At 62.6% G+C, this 18,523-nt stretch carries 18 protein-coding genes; 5 read left to right on the top strand and 13 right to left on the bottom strand.

Going from position 1 to position 18,523, the window contains the following annotated elements; translation table 11 throughout:
- Together EI983_RS14850 and EI983_RS14845 are read right to left on the bottom strand one after the other, a co-directional pair.
- Positions 1–1,506, bottom strand: coding sequence for a D-alanyl-D-alanine carboxypeptidase family protein (locus EI983_RS14850; RefSeq protein WP_198389307.1), 1,506 nt, complete (start codon positions 1,504–1,506; stop codon positions 1–3).
- Positions 1,507–1,801: 295 nt separating this feature from the next.
- A complete protein-coding gene (locus tag EI983_RS14845; protein WP_157708143.1) occupies positions 1,802–2,743 on the bottom strand; it encodes a homocysteine S-methyltransferase family protein in 942 nt (313 codons plus the stop codon).
- Between the two features lie 234 nt (positions 2,744–2,977).
- Between EI983_RS14845 and EI983_RS14840 the strand changes: the two genes are divergently transcribed.
- Positions 2,978–3,622 carry a TetR/AcrR family transcriptional regulator gene (locus EI983_RS14840; protein ID WP_157708142.1) on the top strand — a complete coding sequence of 215 codons (645 nt, stop codon included), beginning with the start codon at positions 2,978–2,980 and terminating at the stop codon, positions 3,620–3,622.
- Between the two features lie 64 nt (positions 3,623–3,686).
- Here the strand turns inward: EI983_RS14840 and EI983_RS14835 are convergent, their stop codons facing one another.
- The 7 genes from EI983_RS14835 to EI983_RS14805 all read right to left on the bottom strand — a co-directional run bounded on the left by EI983_RS14835 (position 3,687) and on the right by EI983_RS14805 (position 10,665).
- Positions 3,687–4,679, bottom strand: a complete 993-nt coding sequence (locus EI983_RS14835; RefSeq protein WP_157708141.1) for an ABC transporter substrate-binding protein — start codon at positions 4,677–4,679, stop codon at positions 3,687–3,689.
- A gap of 32 nt (positions 4,680–4,711) precedes the next feature.
- Entirely contained in the window at positions 4,712–5,557 is an 846-nt protein-coding gene (locus EI983_RS14830; protein ID WP_157708140.1) for an ABC transporter permease, read from the bottom strand.
- Positions 5,557–6,429 (bottom strand): ABC transporter permease, encoded by an 873-nt coding sequence (locus EI983_RS14825; protein WP_157708139.1) that lies wholly within the window; start codon positions 6,427–6,429, stop codon positions 5,557–5,559. Before EI983_RS14825 ends, EI983_RS14830 begins: the two co-directional genes overlap by 1 nt.
- Before the next feature lie 228 nt (positions 6,430–6,657).
- Complete coding sequence (locus EI983_RS14820) at positions 6,658–7,443, bottom strand: ABC transporter ATP-binding protein (protein ID WP_157708138.1); 786 nt, start codon at positions 7,441–7,443, stop codon at positions 6,658–6,660.
- 2 nt (positions 7,444–7,445) lie between these two features.
- Positions 7,446–8,909 carry a dihydropyrimidinase gene (hydA, locus tag EI983_RS14815; RefSeq protein WP_157708137.1) on the bottom strand — a complete coding sequence of 488 codons (1,464 nt, stop codon included), beginning with the start codon at positions 8,907–8,909 and terminating at the stop codon, positions 7,446–7,448.
- Positions 8,910–8,955: 46 nt separating this feature from the next.
- Positions 8,956–9,246, bottom strand: coding sequence for a GIY-YIG nuclease family protein (locus tag EI983_RS14810; RefSeq protein ID WP_157708136.1), 291 nt, complete (start codon positions 9,244–9,246; stop codon positions 8,956–8,958).
- 168 nt (positions 9,247–9,414) lie between these two features.
- Complete coding sequence (locus tag EI983_RS14805; RefSeq protein WP_157708135.1) at positions 9,415–10,665, bottom strand: Zn-dependent hydrolase; 1,251 nt, start codon at positions 10,663–10,665, stop codon at positions 9,415–9,417.
- A 125-nt stretch (positions 10,666–10,790) separates the two neighbouring features.
- Between EI983_RS14805 and EI983_RS14800 the strand changes: the two genes are divergently transcribed.
- From EI983_RS14800 to EI983_RS14785, 4 genes are all read left to right on the top strand, one after another.
- A complete protein-coding gene (locus EI983_RS14800; RefSeq protein ID WP_157708134.1) occupies positions 10,791–11,423 on the top strand; it encodes a TetR/AcrR family transcriptional regulator in 633 nt (210 codons plus the stop codon).
- 46 nt (positions 11,424–11,469) lie between these two features.
- The gene (locus EI983_RS14795; RefSeq protein WP_157708133.1) at positions 11,470–12,084 is read left to right on the top strand and encodes a TetR family transcriptional regulator C-terminal domain-containing protein; all 615 of its coding nucleotides are present in this window, start codon (positions 11,470–11,472) and stop codon (positions 12,082–12,084) included.
- Between the two features lie 34 nt (positions 12,085–12,118).
- Positions 12,119–12,349, top strand: coding sequence for an N-(5'-phosphoribosyl)anthranilate isomerase (locus EI983_RS14790; RefSeq protein ID WP_157708132.1), 231 nt, complete (start codon positions 12,119–12,121; stop codon positions 12,347–12,349).
- A gap of 91 nt (positions 12,350–12,440) precedes the next feature.
- Positions 12,441–14,390, top strand: coding sequence for a tetratricopeptide repeat protein (locus EI983_RS14785; RefSeq protein WP_157708131.1), 1,950 nt, complete (start codon positions 12,441–12,443; stop codon positions 14,388–14,390).
- Between the two features lie 10 nt (positions 14,391–14,400).
- Here EI983_RS14785 and preA read toward each other — a convergent pair whose 3' ends face one another.
- Genes preA through EI983_RS14765 form a run of 4 tightly spaced genes read right to left on the bottom strand, consistent with a single transcriptional unit; the run spans position 14,401 to position 18,275 of the window.
- Positions 14,401–15,705 carry an NAD-dependent dihydropyrimidine dehydrogenase subunit PreA gene (gene preA, locus EI983_RS14780; RefSeq protein ID WP_157708130.1) on the bottom strand — a complete coding sequence of 435 codons (1,305 nt, stop codon included), beginning with the start codon at positions 15,703–15,705 and terminating at the stop codon, positions 14,401–14,403.
- 16 nt (positions 15,706–15,721) lie between these two features.
- Positions 15,722–16,555: a class I SAM-dependent methyltransferase gene (locus EI983_RS14775; RefSeq protein ID WP_157708129.1), complete on the bottom strand. Its 834-nt coding sequence runs from the start codon at positions 16,553–16,555 to the stop codon at positions 15,722–15,724.
- A 10-nt stretch (positions 16,556–16,565) separates the two neighbouring features.
- Positions 16,566–16,946 (bottom strand): hypothetical protein, encoded by a 381-nt coding sequence (locus EI983_RS14770; RefSeq protein ID WP_157708128.1) that lies wholly within the window; start codon positions 16,944–16,946, stop codon positions 16,566–16,568.
- 3 nt (positions 16,947–16,949) lie between these two features.
- A complete protein-coding gene (locus EI983_RS14765; RefSeq protein ID WP_157708127.1) occupies positions 16,950–18,275 on the bottom strand; it encodes an NAD(P)-dependent oxidoreductase in 1,326 nt (441 codons plus the stop codon).
- Positions 18,276–18,523 lie beyond the last annotated feature (248 nt).

Raw genomic sequence — 18,523 nt, 5'->3', positions numbered from 1 at the left:
TCAGCCTGGCCCGATGGTAAAGCAGGTGACCTGCTTGGCCTGAAGGCGGCGGCAGGCGAGATCGGCGCTTTCCTGGGTCATGCCCATGAAATTCGCATCAAACCCGCCCTTGCGTTTGACCACTTTGCGCAGGGATCCGTCGAGCGTGCTCATTTCATTGAGCGCCACGGTCAGCAGCACCTTGCGGGCTTTGTATTCGGAGGGATAGCGGCCCACATTGATGCCCCAATAGCGCCCGCCGGAGGTGGAGATGCGGGTGACAACCTCCTGCACCGGGTCGGGAGCGGGCTCTCTGACGGCGGCCAGCACGGCCTCATCCACCGCGGATTTCTCAACAGAGGCGGCGGGGGAGGCAGAGGCCAGCACGAGGTCTTTCGGGCGGGCTGCGGGTTTGGCTGTGGGCTGGGCCTGCTGGCTGGCGGCAAGCGCCACCTGTTGCGCGGCCAGCACGGCCTTGTCGATATCGTCTTTCTCGGCAAGCGCCACGGGCTGGGGTTCGGCGCCGGGGCGCAGTTGCGGGCGCAGGCTGGTCTTGACGGCGGCAGCCGAGGCGAGGCGGACGGTTTTGCCGTAATGCCCGTCAGGTGCCTTTTCGGCGGGGGCGGCGCTGGCTATGGCGGTAGTGCCGCCCTGGATCTTGCCCATATAGGCCGGTTTCTGGGGCTTGTGCAGCGCCACCCGGCGCGGCGCACGTTTGAAGCCCAGGTCCAGCAGTTCGGCCACCTTGGCGTTGCGCGAGGCGGTGGAGCGGCCCCCGAAGACGGTGGCGATGATACGCTCGCCATTGCGCTCGGCGCTGGCGGTCAGGTTGAAGCCGGCCGCACGGGTATAGCCCGTTTTGATGCCATCAGCGCCCTTGTAGCTTTTCAGAAGGCGCGCGTTGGTGTGCGACACCGTGCGCACGCCCGCATCGGCGGTCAGCCGCGAGAAGAGGTTGTAATATTCCGGGTAGTCATAAAACAAATGCCGCCCGAGAACGGTCATGTCGCGGGCGGTCGAGAGGTGGCCACTTTCGGTCAGGCCATGGGCGTTCTTGAAGGTGGTGCGGGTCATGCCCATCGCCTTGGCGGTGCGGTTCATCCGGCGGGCGAATTTGGCTTCGGAGCCTTCAACGGCCTCGGCGATGGCGGTCGCGGCGTCATTGGCCGATTTGATGGCGGCCCCGCGGATCAGGTAGCGCAGCCTGATCTGCTGGCCCGCCTTGAGCCCCAGCTTGGAGGGCGGCTCGGACGCGGCATGTTTGGAAATGCGCACCTGCGTGTCGAGAGAGATCTCGCCGTTCTCGATGGCCTCGAACACCACGTAGAGCGTCATCATCTTGGTGAGCGAGGCGGGGTGAAGCCGGGTATCCGCGTTACGCGCGTGCAGCACCTTGCCGCTGCGCGCATCCATCACCAACGCCGCATAGGGGGCCGCCGCCGCGCTCAGCGGGACGATCACCACCATCCAGATCGTTGCAAGTATGACCAATCCCAGCCGGATTGGCGTCCTGCTCCGCGTTCTCATGGAACCACTCTTTTTCTGCCTCGTGCCGCCGGTTTTCCGGCTGGCTTGTGTTTTATGATTACGCAAAGCCTAGCATAGGCGGCATTTTCTTTAAAGTGTTCATAGTGAAAAGCTTTTCAAAAATTTCGCGGGCGCGGCACCCACATCTTGTGGGTGGTGCAGAATGGCCACCAAGAGAGGCGAATGTGGCGAGAATGTGGCGAAGATCGGGCAGCAAAATGGCCCGTGACATTGCGGCCACGGGCCCCTGATTTGCCCGTTTGGTCCGTGCCGGAGTGCGACGCGCGGCGTGCGCTCAGCGGGAGGGGCGTATCGCGCGGCCGATCTCGGCCAGATGCTTGTCCCATGTCCCGCAGCACCCGCCCCAGATGTCGATATCGGGATAGCGCCGCGCCAGAGCGCCCAGTTGCTGGCCCAGTTCCACCGGATCGCCCTCTTCCAGATGGTCGAGCTTGCACAGCGCGATCTTGTCCATCATCGCGGCATTCGGCCGGATGCTTCGGATGCGACGGGTCCAGTCGCCATCCTCGAGCGCGGGGTCGAATTCGAGCGGGTGAGAGCAGTTGATGCCATAGCCCATCGGACGGGCGGCCCCGGCCTCGGCATCGGTTGCTTCAATCGCCTCCCGCAGGCTTGGCCCCGAGCGCAGACGGTGGTCACTGGTCAGTGTGAAGGAGACCACCAGCGGCAGGCCGATGCGGGCCGCCGCCCGGCATACGCCCACGGCTTCGGGCACGTTGTTGAACGTGGCGGCCCAGGCCATGTCCACCTCCAACGCCTTGAGCGTGTGCAGTTGCACCGAGTGATACGCCTCCGCCTCCTCGGCGGTGATCGTCTTGTTCAGGGCGTAGGCATCGCCGCGCGGGCCGACATTGCCGCCGATCCTGATTTCGCCGATCCGGTCCTGATAGGGGCGGGCCACGTCCCTCAGAAAGTCGATGCACCGGGCCTGCATGTCGGCCAGCCCCTGATCGGAATAGCCCAGCAGCCTGCCCCAATCGGGGCTGGCGCGATAGTCCAGCCCGCACACCAACGCCGCGTGGCCGCTTTCGGCCACCACATCGAGATATTGCGCATACATGGCCTGCAGCGCGGCGGTGGCATCTGGGTCTTTGAGCAGCTCGAACACGGCAAAATGCGGGAATTCAAAGCCGTGGCGATACATGATCTCGGTCTCGGTCCCGCCTTCACAGAGATAGCGTTGCGTGCCGCTGCCATCGGTAAAATCAAGTGACATCTGGATATCTCCTCATTCCGAACCATTGAAAATCTGGGCTTCGAAGGCTTGCTCTGAGGATGGGCGGGCATGGTTATGCTGGCTAGTGAACCAATGGTACACTGGCTGTGTGGCCCGAAACTATGTATGGTTTCATAGGGTTGTGACGCTGGCACGACACAGGGTTTGCGCGCGGTATGCGCAGGGCTTTGCCGCTGGTACAGTGAGCGTAAGCGAGACCGGGGAGATCGCGACATGACATTTCTGAAACCGCGCAGCACCGAAACCAACCGCGACAAGTTGATGACCGTGGCAGAACTGGCCATTCTGGAGAAGGGATATGCCGCCACCTCGATCGAGGAGGTGATCGCCGAGGTGGGCATCACCAAGAGCGGTTTCTTCTACCATTTCCGGGACAAGAGCGAACTGGTGAAGGCCATTCTGGAACGTCATCTGATCGCCGAGGATGCGTGGTTTGAAAGCATGTTTTCCCGTGCGCGAGAGTTGAGCGATGACCCGTTGCAGGAATACCTGATTTTCCTGCGGCTGCTGCGCGAAAGCATGGAGAGCCTTCCCGATGTGCATCCCGGCTGCCTGATCGCGGCCACCTGTTTTCAGGAGAGGCTGTTCGAACGCGACGTGCATGAGCTGGCCGACGCCGCCCTGCGCAAATGGCGCGAGCAGTTTCATACCCGTCTGACAAAGATCGCGGAGATTTATCCGCCAAAGGTCGAGGTCGATCTGGTGGCGCTCGCGGATATGGTGACGGTGCTCACCGATGGCGGGATCATCCTGTCAAAGACCTTCCGCGAGAAAGAGGTGCTGCCCCGGCAGATCGAGCTTTACCGGCAGTTCATCAAGTCGATCTTTCTGAGCCCGCAGCCGCGCGGCACGCACTGAGAAGGGCTGACACAGAAAAAGGGCGGCCCGCAAAGGCCGCCCCTCTTGTTGTTGCCTACCGAGATCAGTTCAGCGCGGCATCCGTGATCGCATGGGTCCAGGCGGCTGCGCCCGGATCGGCGGTGATCACCGGGTCAGAGCCACCTGACAGAAGGCTGTCCACCGTGCGCTGGAAATCCGCCGGGTCGAGCGCGCCGTTGGAACCTGCGGTGAGCTTGGCGATCTCGCCCATCATCCGCTTCTGATGCTCTTCGGTCTGGGCACCGGTCGCGTCATTGTCGAGCACGATCATCGCGGCGTCATCCGGGTTCTCCTCGGCCCATTTCCAGCCTTTCATCGAGGCACGCACGAAGCGGGTCATCTTGTCGACGAAGGCCGGGTCGTTCAGGTTGTCCTCAAGCACATACATGCCGTCCTCAAGCGTGGCGACGCCCTGATCCTCGTATTTGAACACGACGAGATCTTCGGGGGTCAGGCCTGCGTCGATGATCTGCCAGTATTCGTTATAGGTCATGGTCGACACACAGGCCGCCTGACCTTGCAGGATCGGATCGACGTTGAAGCCTTGCTTGAGCACGGTCACGCCGTCCTCACCGCCCTCGGTGGGGATGCCAAGCTGGCTCATCCAGCTCAGGAACGGGTATTCATTGCCGAAGAACCAGACGCCCAGCGTCTTGCCGCGGAAATCCTCGGGGCTTTCGATCCCGGCATCCTTGCGGCAGGTCAGCATCATGCCTGAGCTTTTGAAGGGCTGGGCGATGTTCACCAGAGGCAGGCCCTTCTCGCGGCTGGCCAGTGCTGAGGGCATCCAGTCCAGCACCACATCGGCGCCGCCACCGGCAATCACCTGTGCGGGGGCGATATCCGGACCACCGGGTTTGATGGTGACGTTCAGGCCTTCCTCTTCGTAAAAGCCCTGATCCTGCGCCACGTAATAGCCCGCGAATTGCGCCTGCGTGACCCATTTGAGTTGCAGCGTCACATCGTCAGCGGCCTGCGCCACCGTGCCCCAGAGCGCGGCTGTGGCCAGGCCCAGCGTGGTTGTAAACTTGTTCATTGGTCGTTCTCCCTGTTTGGTTTTGTTGTGGGTTAGGTTCGGCCCCGTTGTGATGGGTGCCAGAATGTCATGGCTTTCTCGGCCAATGCAACCGCGCCGTAAAAGCCGGAGCCTGCCAGGGCGGCAACGACGATCTCGGCCCAGACCAGATCCATCGCCAGTTGCCCCACGGAGGTGGAAATCCGAAAGCCCATGCCCTGGATGGGCGAGCCGAAGAATTCGGCCACGATCGCCCCGATCAGCGCCAGCGTTGTGGCGATTTTCAAGCCGTTGAAGATGAAGGGCATGGCGGCAGGCAGGCGCAGTTTCAGAAGGGTCTTCCAATAGCCAGCGGCATAGGTGCGCATCAGGTCGCGCTGCATGGCGTCCGTGTCCTGCAGGCCCTGCACGGTGTTCACCAGCATCGGAAAGAACACCATGACCACCACCACTGCGGCCTTCGATTGCCAGTCGAAGCCGAACCACATGACTAGGATGGGCGCCATGCCGATGATCGGCAGGGCGGCGACAAAATTGCCCACCGGCAGCAACCCGCGCTGCAGAAAGGGGAAGCGGTCCACGGCGATGGCCGTGAGGAACGCGGCACCGCAGCCCAGGATATAGCCCGTCAAGGCGCCCTTGATGGCGGTTTGTACAAAATCCTGCCAGAGAATATGCGTGGAGGCCGCGAAACGCGTGGCGATCATGCTGGGCGGCGGCAGCAGGACCGGAGCAATCTCAAGCCCCCGCACGACGCATTCCCAGATGAGGATGACCGTCACGCCGAAGATGACAGGCACGGCCAGCCGCGTGACGCGGGTTTTGGGGCCTGCCGCCAGATAGGTGTTGAGTGCCCATCCAAGCGCCCAGATGGCGAGCCCTGCGATCAGCCAGCCCATCACGCCATCCCCATGCGTTTGAGGGTGACCCGCTGCAAGAGGCCGATGAGCCCGACCAGCAGGGCGGCCAGCGTCGCGGCCATGATGAGCGCGCTCCAGATCTGGATCGTCTGGCCATAATAGCTGCCTGCCAAGAGCCGCGCGCCAAGCCCCGCGACAGCGCCCGTGGGCAGCTCTCCGACGATGGCGCCCACCAGGCTCGCCGCCATGGCGATCTTGAGCGAGGTAAAGAGATAGGGCATCGACGACGGCAGGCGCAGCTTCCAGAACATCTGCGACGGCGAGGCGTTCCAGGTGTGCATCTGGTCAAGCTGCATCACTCCGGGGCTGCGCAGACCCTTGACCATGCCGACGACCACGGGGAAGAAGCTGAGATACATCGAGATCATCGCCTTGGGCAGCAGCCCCGAAATGCCCACCGCATTGAGCACCACAATGATCATCGGCGCAATGGCCAGGATCGGGATCGTCTGGCTGGCGATGACCCAGGGCATGACGGACATGTCCATCGTGCGGTTATAGACAATCCCCACCGCCAGCGCGACGCCAAGCGCCGTGCCCAGCAAAAAACCAAGAGCTGTAGAGCTGAACGTGACCCAGGAGTGATAGATCAGCGACCGCTTGGAAAAGGCGCGGCCTGCCAGCACCATCCCGCCCGTGGTTTTCCAGATCTCCGCGCCAACCTGATGCGGCGCGGGCAGCTTGGGCTTGTCCTGGCTCCAGGTGTCGGCCACCAATTCGGAAAAGCCGAGGCTCACCCCCGCCCGCTGGGCCTTGTCCTTGGCCCAGGGCGCATTGAGAGCCACGGCTGCGGCGTACCAGATCACGAAAATCGCGGCGACAACGGTGAGAATGGGCAGGATGTTTTTCATCTCGCGCCGCCCCCTGCTTTCATTGTTCCCCAAATACTCAATCGACAGTGCAAATTTGAACGCAGTTTTTTGAGTATTTTAAGAACAATGAAAGGATTGGCTGCTCTTTTATCCCTGCGGTACAGGCTGGAGAGCCGATGACCGTGAACGATGAAAGTCCTCCGCCCCGTCACAGGGGTGGAGGCAATCGCGAAACCGGCCGCAAGGGCGGGTGAGCAGGCCACGGGCTCAGACGTCATCGCCATGCCCCGCGCGCAGGCCATCGCGGACGCGGTGGGCGATTTCGATGAACTCGGGCGTGTCGCGGATTTCCAGCGGGCGCTCGCGCGGCAGGGGGCTTTCGATCACGTCCGTGATGCGGCCCGGGCGCGGCGACATGACGACGATCTTGGTCGACAGATACACCGCCTCGGGGATCGAATGGGTGACGAAGCCGATGGTCTTGTGGGTGGTGTCCCACAGATGCAGAAGCTGTTCGTTGAGGTGGTCGCGCACGATCTCGTCCAGCGCGCCGAAGGGTTCGTCCATCAGCAGGATATCGGCATCGAAGGCCAGCGCGCGGGCGATGGAGGCGCGTTGCTGCATTCCTCCTGACAGCTGCCAGGGGAATTTCTTCTCGAACCCGGCGAGGTCCACCAGTTCCAGCACCCGGGCGACACGCTCATCCTGATCGGATTTGGCATAGCCCATGATCTCCAGCGGCAGGCGGATATTGCCGCCGATGGTGCGCCACGGATACAGGCCCGCCGCCTGGAAAACATAGCCATAGGCGCGCTTGCGGCGGGCCTCTTCGGCGGACATGCCGTTGACGGTGATCGTGCCCGCCGTGGGATGCTCCAGATCGGCCACGCAGCGCAGGAAGGTCGTCTTGCCACAGCCCGAGGGGCCGATGAAACTCACGAAATCGCCCTTGTGCACGTCAAGATTGACGTCCTTCAGGGCATGCACCGGGCCATCGTTGGTCTGGAAGGTCAGTGAGAGGTTATTCGCACTGATGATTGTGTCTGTGCCCAAACTCAAATCCCCGCCGGAATGTTCAGAGGATCACGTTCGATCATCTTCGGTGCGGTCAGCGCCTTCCACTTCGACAAAGCCTCATGCGCCGAGGGGAAAGGCGGGCGCGGGACGAAGCGGCCACGGCCGGGCTGCGGTTGCGAGTTCTGTCCCCAGGACCAGATGACTTCACCGCGCGAGAGCGTGTGGCGGGCATTGGCGGTCACCTCAAAGCCCTCGAACACGTTATAGTCGAGGATCGAATGGTGGTTGGCCGCAGAGATGGTCTTGGAAATCTTCGGGTCCCACACCACGATATCGGCATCGGCCCCTTCGACGATCGCCCCTTTCTTGGGGTAGATGTTGAGGATCTTGGCGATGTTGGTGGAGGTCACGGCGACAAACTCGTTCGGCGTGAGCCGGCCGGTCTCAACCCCATAGGTCCAGAGCGTCGGCATGCGTTCCTCCAGCCCGTTGGAGCCGTTGGGGATGATGCGGAAGTCATTGCGGCCGGCGCGTTTCTGCTCGGTGTTGAAGGCGGCGTGATCGGTGGCGACGACTTGCAGCGAGCCCGCTTGCAGACCGGCCCAGAGCGAATCCTGATGATCCTTGGAGCGGAAGGGGGGCGACATGACCCGGCGCGCGGCGTGGTCCCAGTCGACGTTGAAATACTCGGTCTCGTCCAGCATCAGGAACTGCGCCAGAGGCTCGCCATAGACCCGCATGCCTTTCTGGCGCGCGCGGCGGATCGCCTCATGCGCCTGCTCACAGCTGACATGCACGATATAGAGCGGCACGCCCGCGGTGTCGGCGATGGTGATGGCGCGGTTCGCGGCCTCGCCTTCCAGTTCGGGCGGGCGGGAATAGCAGTGCCCTTCGGGGCCGGTGATGCCCTCGTTGAAATATTTCTCCTGCAGCTCGGCCACCAGATCGCCGTTTTCGGCATGGACCATGGGCAAAGCGCCCAGCTCCTTGCAGCGCTTGAAGGAGGCGAACATTTCGTCATCCTCGATCATCAGGGCGCCTTTGTAGGCCATGAAATGCTTGAAGGAGTTGACGCCCATATCCACGGCGTCCTTCATCTCGTTAAAGATCGTCTCGTCCCAGCCGGTGATCGCCATGTGATAGCCGATGTCCGAGCAGATCTGGGGTGCTGATTTGCGGTGCCATTCGTTGATCGCGTTCTTGATGGAGCCGTCAGCGCCCGGCAGACAGAAATCCACCAGCATCGTGGTGCCGCCACAGGCCGCGGCCCAGGTGCCGGTCTCGAATGTCTCGGCGGCGGTGGTGCCCATGAAGGGCATTTCCAGATGGGTATGCGGGTCGATCCCGCCGGGGATGACATAGGCCCCTTCGGCGTCGATATATTCGTCGCCTTTCAGGTCTTCGCCGATCTGCTTGATCTTTTCGTCCTCGATCAGGACATCGGCCTTCCACGTACGGTCGGCGGTGCAGACCTGCCCGCCCTTGATGACTTTGGTGGTCATTTTGATCCTCCCTTGAAGAATGCGGTCCCGGACAAAGCCCGGGACCTCACGCGTAGGAGGCCTCCGGGTTCAGGTCGGACCAGCTTGGATTTGTGTCGTTGATCAGCACATCTTTCAGTGCGTGTCTCCAACGTCTCAGTTTGCGCTCGCGCGCGAAGGCTTGCGAGAGTGTGTCGTGCGCCTCGAAATAGACCAGTTTGTTGATGTTGTGCTTGGCAGTGTATTCCGATCCGCAGCCCGATTTGTGCCTTCCGACGCGTTTGGACAGGTCTCCGGTAACGCCGATGAAGGTCGCGGTGTTGGAGTGGCAGGTGAGTATGTAGGTGTAGAACGCCATGCGAGAAACTTGGCGCATCTTGGTTAATAGAAAGTTGACGCGATCCGGGCGTTGAGAGGGAGGGTTTTGGCGCGCCTGATTGCGATGCGATGCAGGCACCGAAACCGGCGGGATCCGAGGCCGGCCCCCCTGTGTCAGAGCGCGCTACGCTGGAGGCGCGGAAAAGGATCACTCCACAATCTCCGCCGTTTCGACCACCGCATGCATCAGCACATCGGCGCCCGCTGTGGCCCAGTCCTTTGAAATCTCCTCGGCCTCGTTATGCGACAGGCCATCGACGCAAGGGCACATCACCATCGCCGTGGGGGCGACGCGGTTGATCCAGCAGGCGTCGTGGCCTGCACCGGATACAAGGTTGCGGTGGGAATAGCCCAGACGTTCGGCGGCGTTGCGCACGGCGGCGACGCAGCCCTCGTCGAATTCCACCGGGTCAAAGCCGCCCGCGACTCCGAATTCGACCTCGCAGCCCATATCGGCGCAAATCTCCTTCGCGGCGGCTTTCATGCGGGTGACCATGTCCTCGATCACGTGTTTCTGCGGCGAGCGGAAATCGATCGTGAAGACCACCTTGCCCGGGATCACGTTGCGCGAGTTGGGGTAGACGTCGATATGGCCGGCAGCCCCCACAGCATCGGGGGCGTGGCTGAGCGCGATCTCTTCGACCTTTTCCAGCACACGGGCCATGGCGAGGCCTGCGTTGCGGCGCATGGGCATCGGGGTGGAGCCGGTATGGGCATCCTTGCCGGTGATGGTCACTTGCGTCCAGCTGAGGCCCTGGCCATGGGTGACCACGCCGATATCCTTGCCTTCGGCCTCCAGGATGGGCCCCTGTTCGATATGCAGCTCGAAGAAGGCATGCATCTTGCGCGCGCCGACCTCTTCCTCACCGCGCCAGCCGATCCGGTCCAGCTCGTCACCGAACTTCTTGCCGTCTGCATCCTCGCGGTCCTCGGCCCAGGCCTGATCATGCACACCGGCAAAGACGCCCGAGGCGAGCATGGCAGGGGCAAAGCGTGTGCCTTCCTCGTTTGTCCAGTTGGTGACAACGATGGGATGGCGTGTCTTGATGTTGAGGTCATTCAGGGTGCGCACCAGTTCCAGCCCCGCGAGCACGCCCAGCACACCGTCATACTTGCCGCCCGTTGGCTGTGTGTCGAGGTGGGAGCCGACATAGACCGGCAAGGCGTCGGGGTCGGTGCCGGGGCGCGTGGCGAACATGTTGCCGATGGCATCGACACCCATGGTGCAGCCCGCCGCCTCGCACCACTCCTGAAACAGTTTGCGCCCTTCGCCGTCCTCATCTGTCAGGGTCTGACGATTGTTGCCGCCCGCCACGCCGGGGCCGATTTGGGCCATCTCCATCAGGCTGTCCCAGAGCCGGTCGCCATTGATTTTGAGGTTTTGCCCTGGGGCTGCCATGTCGTCTCTCCCTTGGTGCGGCCTCTTACGGGCCTCTTGCAATCAGTCTGATCCTGACCGTATGGTCAAGATGAGAGCACCACACCCTGACCATCTGGTCAAGATTTTTCTGGACCTGCTGAAAGATGCCGCAAACTGCCCGACCTGTAAGCAAGAAAGAAATCCGCCAGGAGAATGAACGGCTGATCCTGGAGGCGGCGGAAAAAACCTTTGCGGAGGCGGGGTTTGGCGGGGCGACAATGCAGCTGATTGCCGATGTGGCGGGGCTGCCCAAGGCCAATCTGCATTACTATTTTCCCACCAAGGAGGCGCTCTATCGTCAGGTGGTGCAGAACATCTTTCAGGACTGGCTGAAGGCGGCGGATGTATTTGACGCGGCCCCCGGCCCGGTAGAGGGAATCGGGGCCTATATCGACGCCAAGCTGGAGATCAGCCGCCGCCATCCGGCGGGCTCGAAAGTCTGGGCCAGCGAGGTGATGCACCGCGCGCCGGTCATTCAGGATTATCTGGAGACGACGCTGGTCGAATGGACCGAGGGGCGCATGGCGGTGATCCGGCGCTGGATCGACGAGGGGCAGATGGACGAGGTGGACCCGCGGCATCTGCTTTATATGCTCTGGGCCACGACCCAGCATTACGCGGATTTCGGGCACCAGATCGAGACGCTGAATGGCGGCGCGCCGCTGTCGGCGGATCAGTGGGAGGAGGTCAAGGCCTCGGTCAAGACGATCATCCTCAAGGGGATCGGCGCGCTCTGAGCCCGCGGGGCTTTTCTTGGCGTCTGATTTGCCGCATTCTGAGGCCATGAACGTGGAGACCCCGCAGAAAAAGCCGAGCCGCATCCAGCAGCGCAACCGCGCGAAGATTCTCGATGCGGCGCTGGAGGTGTTTGCGCAGCATGGCTATCGCGGCGCGACGCTGGATCAGATCGCGGAGGCGTCGGGGCTGTCGAAGCCCAATATCCTTTATTATTTCGACGGTAAGGAGGACATCCACGTCACGCTTCTGGGTCAGTTGATGGACACCTGGCTGGATCCGATGCGCGAGATCGACCCCGGAGGCGAGCCGCTGGAGGAGCTTTTGCGCTATGTGCGGCGCAAGGTGGAGATGTCGTTTGAATATCCGCGCGAGAGTCGGCTTTTCGCCAATGAGATCTTGCAGGGCGCACCGCGGATCGCGCCGCATCTGGAGGCAGATCTGAAACCGTTGGTGGACCGGACGGCGGATTTGATCGACGGCTGGGTGGGGGCAGGGCGGCTGGCCCCGGTGGATGCGCGGCACCTGATATTCTCGATCTGGGCGACGACCCAGCATTATGCGGATTTCGAAGTGCAGGTGCGGATGCTGGCCGAGGACGACCTGCGGGCGCGTGCGGTGGCGTTTCTGGATCTGATGTATCGGCGGATGCTCAAGCCTTAAGGGCTTGTTTACCCTGATCCGGGAGGATCGGGGCATGCAGATGATCACCCGTCCCACGCCCGCCGCCCCCTGGATTGCGCAGCTTTTCAATGCGAAATCAGCCAGAAAGGGGGCCGTCGTGCGCCGGTCCATGGCCTGGGTGCATCGCGAGGTTGGGCGTGAGGAGTTTGTCCGCGAGATCCAGCGCCGGGGCTACCACCTGATCGAAACCGCCGATCAGTTCATCGTGGTGTGCCATAACGGTCCGATCCGTATTCTGTTCTGAGACAAGAAAATTCGTACGAATTTTCTCAATTGAGATTTTTCGTACGAAAAATCTTTGTGCGGGCCGATGACTGGCGTAGCGTTGCAGCATTATGATCAAGGTCTTTCTCCTGCGAGGGCTGATCGCCCTATTTCTCCTGTCGGCACTTTCAGGGCTTTCCTTCGCGGACCCGGCCCTGTCCTACCGCACCTTCCTGTCCGATGAGGGTATTGCCGTCACCTCGGGCGATGTGCCGGGTTATGTACCCGACGCGATTTGTGCCGAATGCCATGCCGACAAGGCTGAAAGTTTTGCCGAAATGGGCATGGCGCGTTCGTTCTATCGCCCGCATCCGGACAAGGTGATCGAGAATTTCAGTCCCGACGCCTTTTTCCACGAGGCCACGAACCGGCTTTACGGGATGGCGTATCGCGATGGGGAGTATATCTTCACCCGCCATTCCCGCGCGCCGGACGGAAGTCTGATCGATGGGTTCAGTGTCAAGGTCGACTGGATCATGGGCTCGGGCAATCACAGCCGCGTCTATCTGTATCAGACCGAAGACGGCGCGCTGTTCCAGTTGCCGCTGGCCTGGTACAGCCAAGAGGGCAAATGGGCGATGGCGCCGGGTTTCGAGTTTGACCGGCACCTCGGGGTGGCGCGGGATGTGCCGCAGCGATGCATGGCCTGTCACAACGCTTTTGCCGACTATCCCGAAGGCAGCGGGCGGGCACAGATGCCCCGCCTCTATCCCAAGGACATGCCCGAAGGGATCGGGTGCCAGAGGTGCCACGGGCCGGGGGGCGAGCATGTGGCGCGGGCGTTGTCCGGCGAGGGGGAAATCGACGCGTTGCGCGCGGCCATTGTCCATCCGGGCAAGCTGCCGCGCGAGCGGCTCTACTCGATCTGCTACGGCTGCCACATGCAACCCACCGTCGCGGTCAACTCTCAGGTTCGTCTGGGGCGCGGGCATTATTCGTTCCGGCCCGGCGAGGACCTGCGCGATTTCCTGGCCATGATCGACATCGTGGACGCGACCCGCGCGCAGGATGAGCGGTTCGACATCAATCATCACCCCTACCGGATGGAGCAATCAGCCTGTTTCACCCAGAGCCAGGGGCAACTGGGCTGTCTGACCTGCCATGATCCGCATGTGAAGATCAAACCCGAGGAACGCGCGGCGCATTACCGGCAAGCCTGCCTGAGCTGCCATACGCTCGATCCCGCCGGGCAGCCGGAGATGCAGGGCACGGCAGAACATCCGCAGGTCGCCGCGCAGGACGATTGCACAAGCTGTCATATGCCGGAGCGGCGCACACAGGATGTGGTCGATGTCTGGATGACCGATCACAAAATCACCCGTTACGCGGCCCCTGGATTGCGTGATCCGATCCCGAAGGAGCCTGCCGTGGTGCAGGAGATTTTCATGACAGAGCCTGGATCGTTGCCAGAGCGGGAGGCGCTGGTGCTCCAGCTCATTGCCATTCTGGAATACACGGCACGGCAGGCGGGATACGCAACCGACCGGCTGGCGCAGGAGTTGGACGCGGCCCCGACGGCGCATTTTGAGCCTTACCTTGCCCTTTTGCAGAGTTACCTGAAGCAGCAAAGGCTCGATGAGGCGCTGGCGCTGGCCCCGCTGGCCCTGGCAAAAGCGCCGGATCATCCGAAGATGAAGGAGGTGGTGGCGCTGAGTTATGCGCTGGCGGGTGACACCGGTTTCGGCATCGCCATGCTGCGCACTGTGCTGGACGAGTACCCCGAGCACGTGGATCTGCGGTATAACCTGGCACGGCTTCTGGTCGAGCAGGGCGAGCTGCAGACCGCCCGGGAGCAGTTGGAGCAGGTGCTGGCGCTGCGGTCGACCCACGCCAAGGCATGGCGGCTGATGGCCATGATCGCAGACAAGGAGGGCGATCCGGAACGCGCCATATCGGCTTATCTCAAGGCCCTTTCGGTCGATCCGGATCAGTCGCAATCGCGCGGCGCCGTGGCGGAGCTTTTGTCATCGGCGGGCCGCCCTGACGAGGCAGAGCGGCACCGCATGATGCTGGAGCCGTAAACGCCGCGGCCTACTCGGCGGCGCAGGTGCCCGGGTTGTTGGGGTGCGTGGTCCAGTTGGCGTATTCCTTCTCAACCACTTTGCCGGTGCGTTCATCCACCGTGCCGGGGGCCAGCTCTTCCATGGTGATGCAACCCTCGACCGGGCAGACATTCACACAGAGGTTGCAGGCCACGCATTCGCTGTCATCGACGTCAAAGACACGGTCCTCGGACATGGTGATCGCCTGGTGCGACGTGTCCTCGCAGGCCGCATAGCAGCGCCCGCATTTGATGCAGAGGTCCTGGTCGATCCGCGCCTTGGTGACATAGTTGAGGTTGAGGTGCTGCCAATCGGACAGGTTCGGCACCGCGCGGCCAACAAGCTCGGAGGTCGATGTGAAGCCTTTTTCGTCCATGTACTGGCTGAGGCCCGAGATCATTTCCTGCACGATCTTGAAGCCATAGGTCATGGCCGCCGTGCAGACCTGCACATTGCCGGCACCCAGCGCCATGAATTCAGCCGCGTCGCGCCATGTCGTGACCCCGCCAATGCCCGAGATCGGGATGCCGCCCAGCCCCGGTGTGCGGGCGATTTCGGCCACCATATTCAGCGCAATCGGCTTGACCGCCGGGCCGCAATAGCCGCCATGTGCGCCTTTGCCGTCAATCGTGGGTTCGGGCGCGAAATTGTCGAGGTTCACACCGGTGATCGAATTGATCGTGTTGATCAGCGACACCGCATCGGCCCCGCCATCCTTGGCCGCCTGCGCGGGTTTGCGGATATCGGTGATGTTGGGCGTCAGCTTCACGATCACCGGCAGATCGGTGTGTTTCTTGCACCATTCGGCGACCTGGCCCACATATTCGGGCACCTGTCCCACGGCCGAGCCCATGCCGCGTTCGGACATGCCATGCGGGCAGCCGAAATTCAGCTCCACCCCGTCGCAGCCGGTTTCGGCCACGCGTTCAAGGATGGCTTTCCAGGCATCCTCATTCACCGGGACCATGAGCGAGGCGATGATCGCGCGGTCCGGGTAATCCTTTTTCACGCGGGTCATTTCATCGAGGTTCACCTGCAGGGGCCGGTCGGTGATCAGCTCGATATTGTTCAGACCCAGAAGGCGGCGGTCCGCGCCCCAGATGGCGCCGTAGCGCGGCCCGTTGACGTTGACCACGGGCGGGCCGTCCTCGCCCAGCGTCTTCCAGACGACACCACCCCAGCCGGCCTCGAAGGCGCGGCGGACGTTGTATTCCTTGTCCGTGGGCGGCGCTGAGGCCAGCCAGAACGGGTTGGGGGATTTGATCCCGATGAAGTCGGATGTGAGGTCGGCCATTGCGGGGTCTCCTTTGTCAGTCCGGCGCGCGGAACACCATTTCGACGGGCGTGATATCGCCCGCCATCACGGCGCGGGTCATGTTGTCTACTTTCTGTGGCGCGGTGTCGCCCATCATCAGGGGCGGGCCTACGATAGGCGGGCCTTCTGCGGCGATGCGTGCCTTCATCTGCTGAAAAAACGTCCGGGCCACCTCGCCGCGTTCCTCGCGGTGTTGCAGCGTGAAGCCGCTTGCCTCGGCCGCCGCGAGATAGGCCTCGGGCGAGGCCAGAAATGACGTTTCGGGATCGGTCGACCAGGGCAGGGGGAAGTCGGGATGCGCCCCGGTCAGCATGACGTCATAGACCGCGAAGGTGCCCCCGGGCGTCAGCACGCGCGCCGTTTCGGCAAAGAGGCGGGGCTTGTCGGGAATGTTCATGCCGACATGCAGGAGCGTCGCCAGATCGAAGCTGTCCGCGTCGAAGGGCAGATCGAGCGCACTGCCCACGGTGAACCGGGCGGCGATGCCAAACCGGTCCGTGATAAGCCCTGCGGTTTCCACGTAATCGGGGGTCAGGTCCATGCCGGTGATCTGAGCGCCATAGGTCCGCGCCATGTGCCGCACCGCCCCGCCGATGCCGCAACCGATGTCGAGCACACGGGTGTCTGGACCGATGCCGAGAGGGTCGAGCAGATGTTCGGTCGCCGGGCCACCGCCGATATGAAACTCTTCCACGGCGCGCAGATGTGCCGGTTCCAGTTCAGCCTCGGCAATTCCGTTCTCTGCCAGGGCGTTCAGGATCCGCTCGTAAAGCCCGCCCGGGCTGTAATGGCGGGCGATGTCGCTGGCGATATCGGAATGGTCAACCATTGCAGCCTCCTCAGGTACACAGCTCGTAGGAGAGTTCATCCTCGCGGTCGTTGGTGCTGAGAATGAGGGTGTTTTCGACGGCGCGCAGGGTGATCTGCGTCAGCCCGTCGATCGGTTGTTCATGAATGAGAACATTGCCGCTGTCGTCATAGCCGGTAGCGTAAATGTTGCGGCAGGCAACCGGAGAGGTCCAGCGGCCTGTGCCATCCAGCGCGACGGGCAGGTTTTCGACCTCGCACACGGTGTGGTCGTTGAAACCGATGCCATAGGCGTCGATATGCATCATCTCGCCGCCCGAGCACCATGTGCCCTCCACTCCAGACGCCGCACCGGCGACGGGCCAGGCCAGGGCGAGGCTCGTTGCCAATGCGGGTCCGGGGAGAGCTTGCATCGCTCAGCCTCCCGTCAACTGAGCGTGGATGTCTTCGGCGGCGTCGCGGCCTTCGGCAACAGCCGTCACGGTCAGGTCATCGCCGCCCGCGGCGCAATCGCCGCCTGCCCAGACGCCATCGATCGAGGTGCGGCCCGCGCCGGTGACGGCGATCTTGCGGCCGTCGAGCGCGGGCAGGGCGTCGCCCTTCAGCGTCTGGCCGATGGCCTTGAACACCTGATCGGCAGCAAGGCGGAAGGTCTGGCCGGTGGGGGAAAGATCGTTATCGGTATATTCGAACTCGATCTCGCGCACCGCGCCATTGCCATGCACGGCGACGGGGGAGGCGTTGGTGATGATGCGCACGCCTTTGGAGGCGGCGAGGTCTTGCTCGAACACGCTCGCATTCATCCGGTCGCGGCCCCGGCGATAGACGAGGGAGACATTGAGCGCGCCCAGCAGTTTCGACTGAACGGCGGCATCCACGGCGGTCATCCCGCCGCCGATCACCACCACATCGCGGCCTATGGGGAGCTTGGAGAGGTCGGTGGACTGGCGCAGGTCGGCGATGAAATCCACGGCATCGAGCACGCCGTCCTTGTCTTCGCCATCGACGCCCAGCGCATTCACCCCGCCCAGACCGATCCCGAGGAACACGGCGTCAAAATCTGAGGTGAGTTGGTCCAGCGAGAGCGTCTCGCCCAGCCTTTGGCCGGTCTCGACAGTGATGCCGCCGATCTTCAGCAGCCAGTCCACTTCGGCCTGAGCAAAGCCATCGACGGATTTGTAGGCGGCGATGCCGAACTCGTTGAGCCCGCCGGGTTTGGCGCGGCCATCATAGAGCGTCACATCATGCCCATGCATGGCCAGCCGATGCGCGCAGGAGAGGCCCGCAGGCCCCGCGCCCACCACGGCGATCTTCTTGCCCGTCGGAGCAGCGCGGGTGAAGGGATGCGCGCCCGTCTCCATCAGCGTGTCGGTGGCGTAGCGCTGCAACTGGCCGATGAGTACCGGCTTGCCCTCGGCCACCTCGCGCACGCAGACCTGCTCGCACAGTGTCTCGGTCGGGCAGACGCGGGCACACATGCCGCCCAGGATGTTCTGGGTCAGGATCGTTTTCGCCGCCGCCTCGGGCGTGCCGGTGGCGATCTGGCGGATGAACAGCGGGATGTCGATATCCGTGGGGCAGGCGGTGATGCAGGGGGCATCATGGCAGAAATAGCAGCGGTCGGCGGCCACAAGCGCCTCGTGATCGTCGAGCGGCGGGTGCAGGTCGGAGAAGTTTTCGTCCAGCGCCTCGGCGGGCAGGCGGCCAGCGGTGATGCCTGGGGTCAGTGTGCTGTCTGGCATGGGGGGCTCCCGGCTTGATCTGTTTTGCCTGCCAGTATGCCACAGAAAAATTTTTTATCAATTGGTAAAATTAAGAAGTGTTGCAATGTTTTGACGTCTTGGTGACCTGAGATCGGCGCATAATGTCCGTTTGGCAAAGGGTAGACATCGCGCTAGCGAACCGGCGAGTAAAAAAGGTGGGACAGTAGAAAGTGGCAACTTATTGAAGTAGGTTTTTCGCGAGAGCGCACAAACTTGCCGCAAACAAT

The sequence above is a fragment of the Roseovarius faecimaris genome (genome assembly GCF_009762325.1).
Taxonomy (GTDB): Bacteria; Pseudomonadota; Alphaproteobacteria; order Rhodobacterales; family Rhodobacteraceae; genus Roseovarius; species Roseovarius faecimaris.
Note: the sequence above shows the minus strand (reverse complement) of the source record. Positions and strands in the feature narration are given on the sequence as shown.

Excerpts from the sequence above, each read along its gene's own strand:
- EI983_RS14835 (WP_157708141.1), bottom strand. The coding sequence starts at position 4,679 with ATGAACAAGTTTACAACCACGCTGGGCCTGGCCACAGCCGCGCTCTGG.
- EI983_RS14810 (WP_157708136.1), bottom strand. The coding sequence starts at position 9,246 with ATGGCGTTCTACACCTACATACTCACCTGCCACTCCAACACCGCGACC.
- EI983_RS14785 (WP_157708131.1), top strand. The coding sequence starts at position 12,441 with ATGATCAAGGTCTTTCTCCTGCGAGGGCTGATCGCCCTATTTCTCCTG.
- EI983_RS14850 (WP_198389307.1), bottom strand. The coding sequence starts at position 1,506 with ATGAGAACGCGGAGCAGGACGCCAATCCGGCTGGGATTGGTCATACTT.
- EI983_RS14840 (WP_157708142.1), top strand. The coding sequence starts at position 2,978 with ATGACATTTCTGAAACCGCGCAGCACCGAAACCAACCGCGACAAGTTG.
- EI983_RS14845 (WP_157708143.1), bottom strand. The coding sequence starts at position 2,743 with ATGTCACTTGATTTTACCGATGGCAGCGGCACGCAACGCTATCTCTGT.
- EI983_RS14770 (WP_157708128.1), bottom strand. The coding sequence starts at position 16,946 with ATGCAAGCTCTCCCCGGACCCGCATTGGCAACGAGCCTCGCCCTGGCC.
- EI983_RS14790 (WP_157708132.1), top strand. The coding sequence starts at position 12,119 with ATGCAGATGATCACCCGTCCCACGCCCGCCGCCCCCTGGATTGCGCAG.
- EI983_RS14795 (WP_157708133.1), top strand. The coding sequence starts at position 11,470 with ATGAACGTGGAGACCCCGCAGAAAAAGCCGAGCCGCATCCAGCAGCGC.
- EI983_RS14805 (WP_157708135.1), bottom strand. The coding sequence starts at position 10,665 with ATGGCAGCCCCAGGGCAAAACCTCAAAATCAATGGCGACCGGCTCTGG.
- EI983_RS14825 (WP_157708139.1), bottom strand. The coding sequence starts at position 6,429 with ATGAAAAACATCCTGCCCATTCTCACCGTTGTCGCCGCGATTTTCGTG.
- preA (WP_157708130.1), bottom strand. The coding sequence starts at position 15,705 with ATGGCCGACCTCACATCCGACTTCATCGGGATCAAATCCCCCAACCCG.
- EI983_RS14765 (WP_157708127.1), bottom strand. The coding sequence starts at position 18,275 with ATGCCAGACAGCACACTGACCCCAGGCATCACCGCTGGCCGCCTGCCC.
- hydA (WP_157708137.1), bottom strand. The coding sequence starts at position 8,909 with ATGACCACCAAAGTCATCAAGGGCGGGCAGGTCTGCACCGCCGACCGT.
- EI983_RS14830 (WP_157708140.1), bottom strand. The coding sequence starts at position 5,557 with ATGGGCTGGCTGATCGCAGGGCTCGCCATCTGGGCGCTTGGATGGGCA.
- EI983_RS14800 (WP_157708134.1), top strand. The coding sequence starts at position 10,791 with ATGCCGCAAACTGCCCGACCTGTAAGCAAGAAAGAAATCCGCCAGGAG.
- EI983_RS14775 (WP_157708129.1), bottom strand. The coding sequence starts at position 16,555 with ATGGTTGACCATTCCGATATCGCCAGCGACATCGCCCGCCATTACAGC.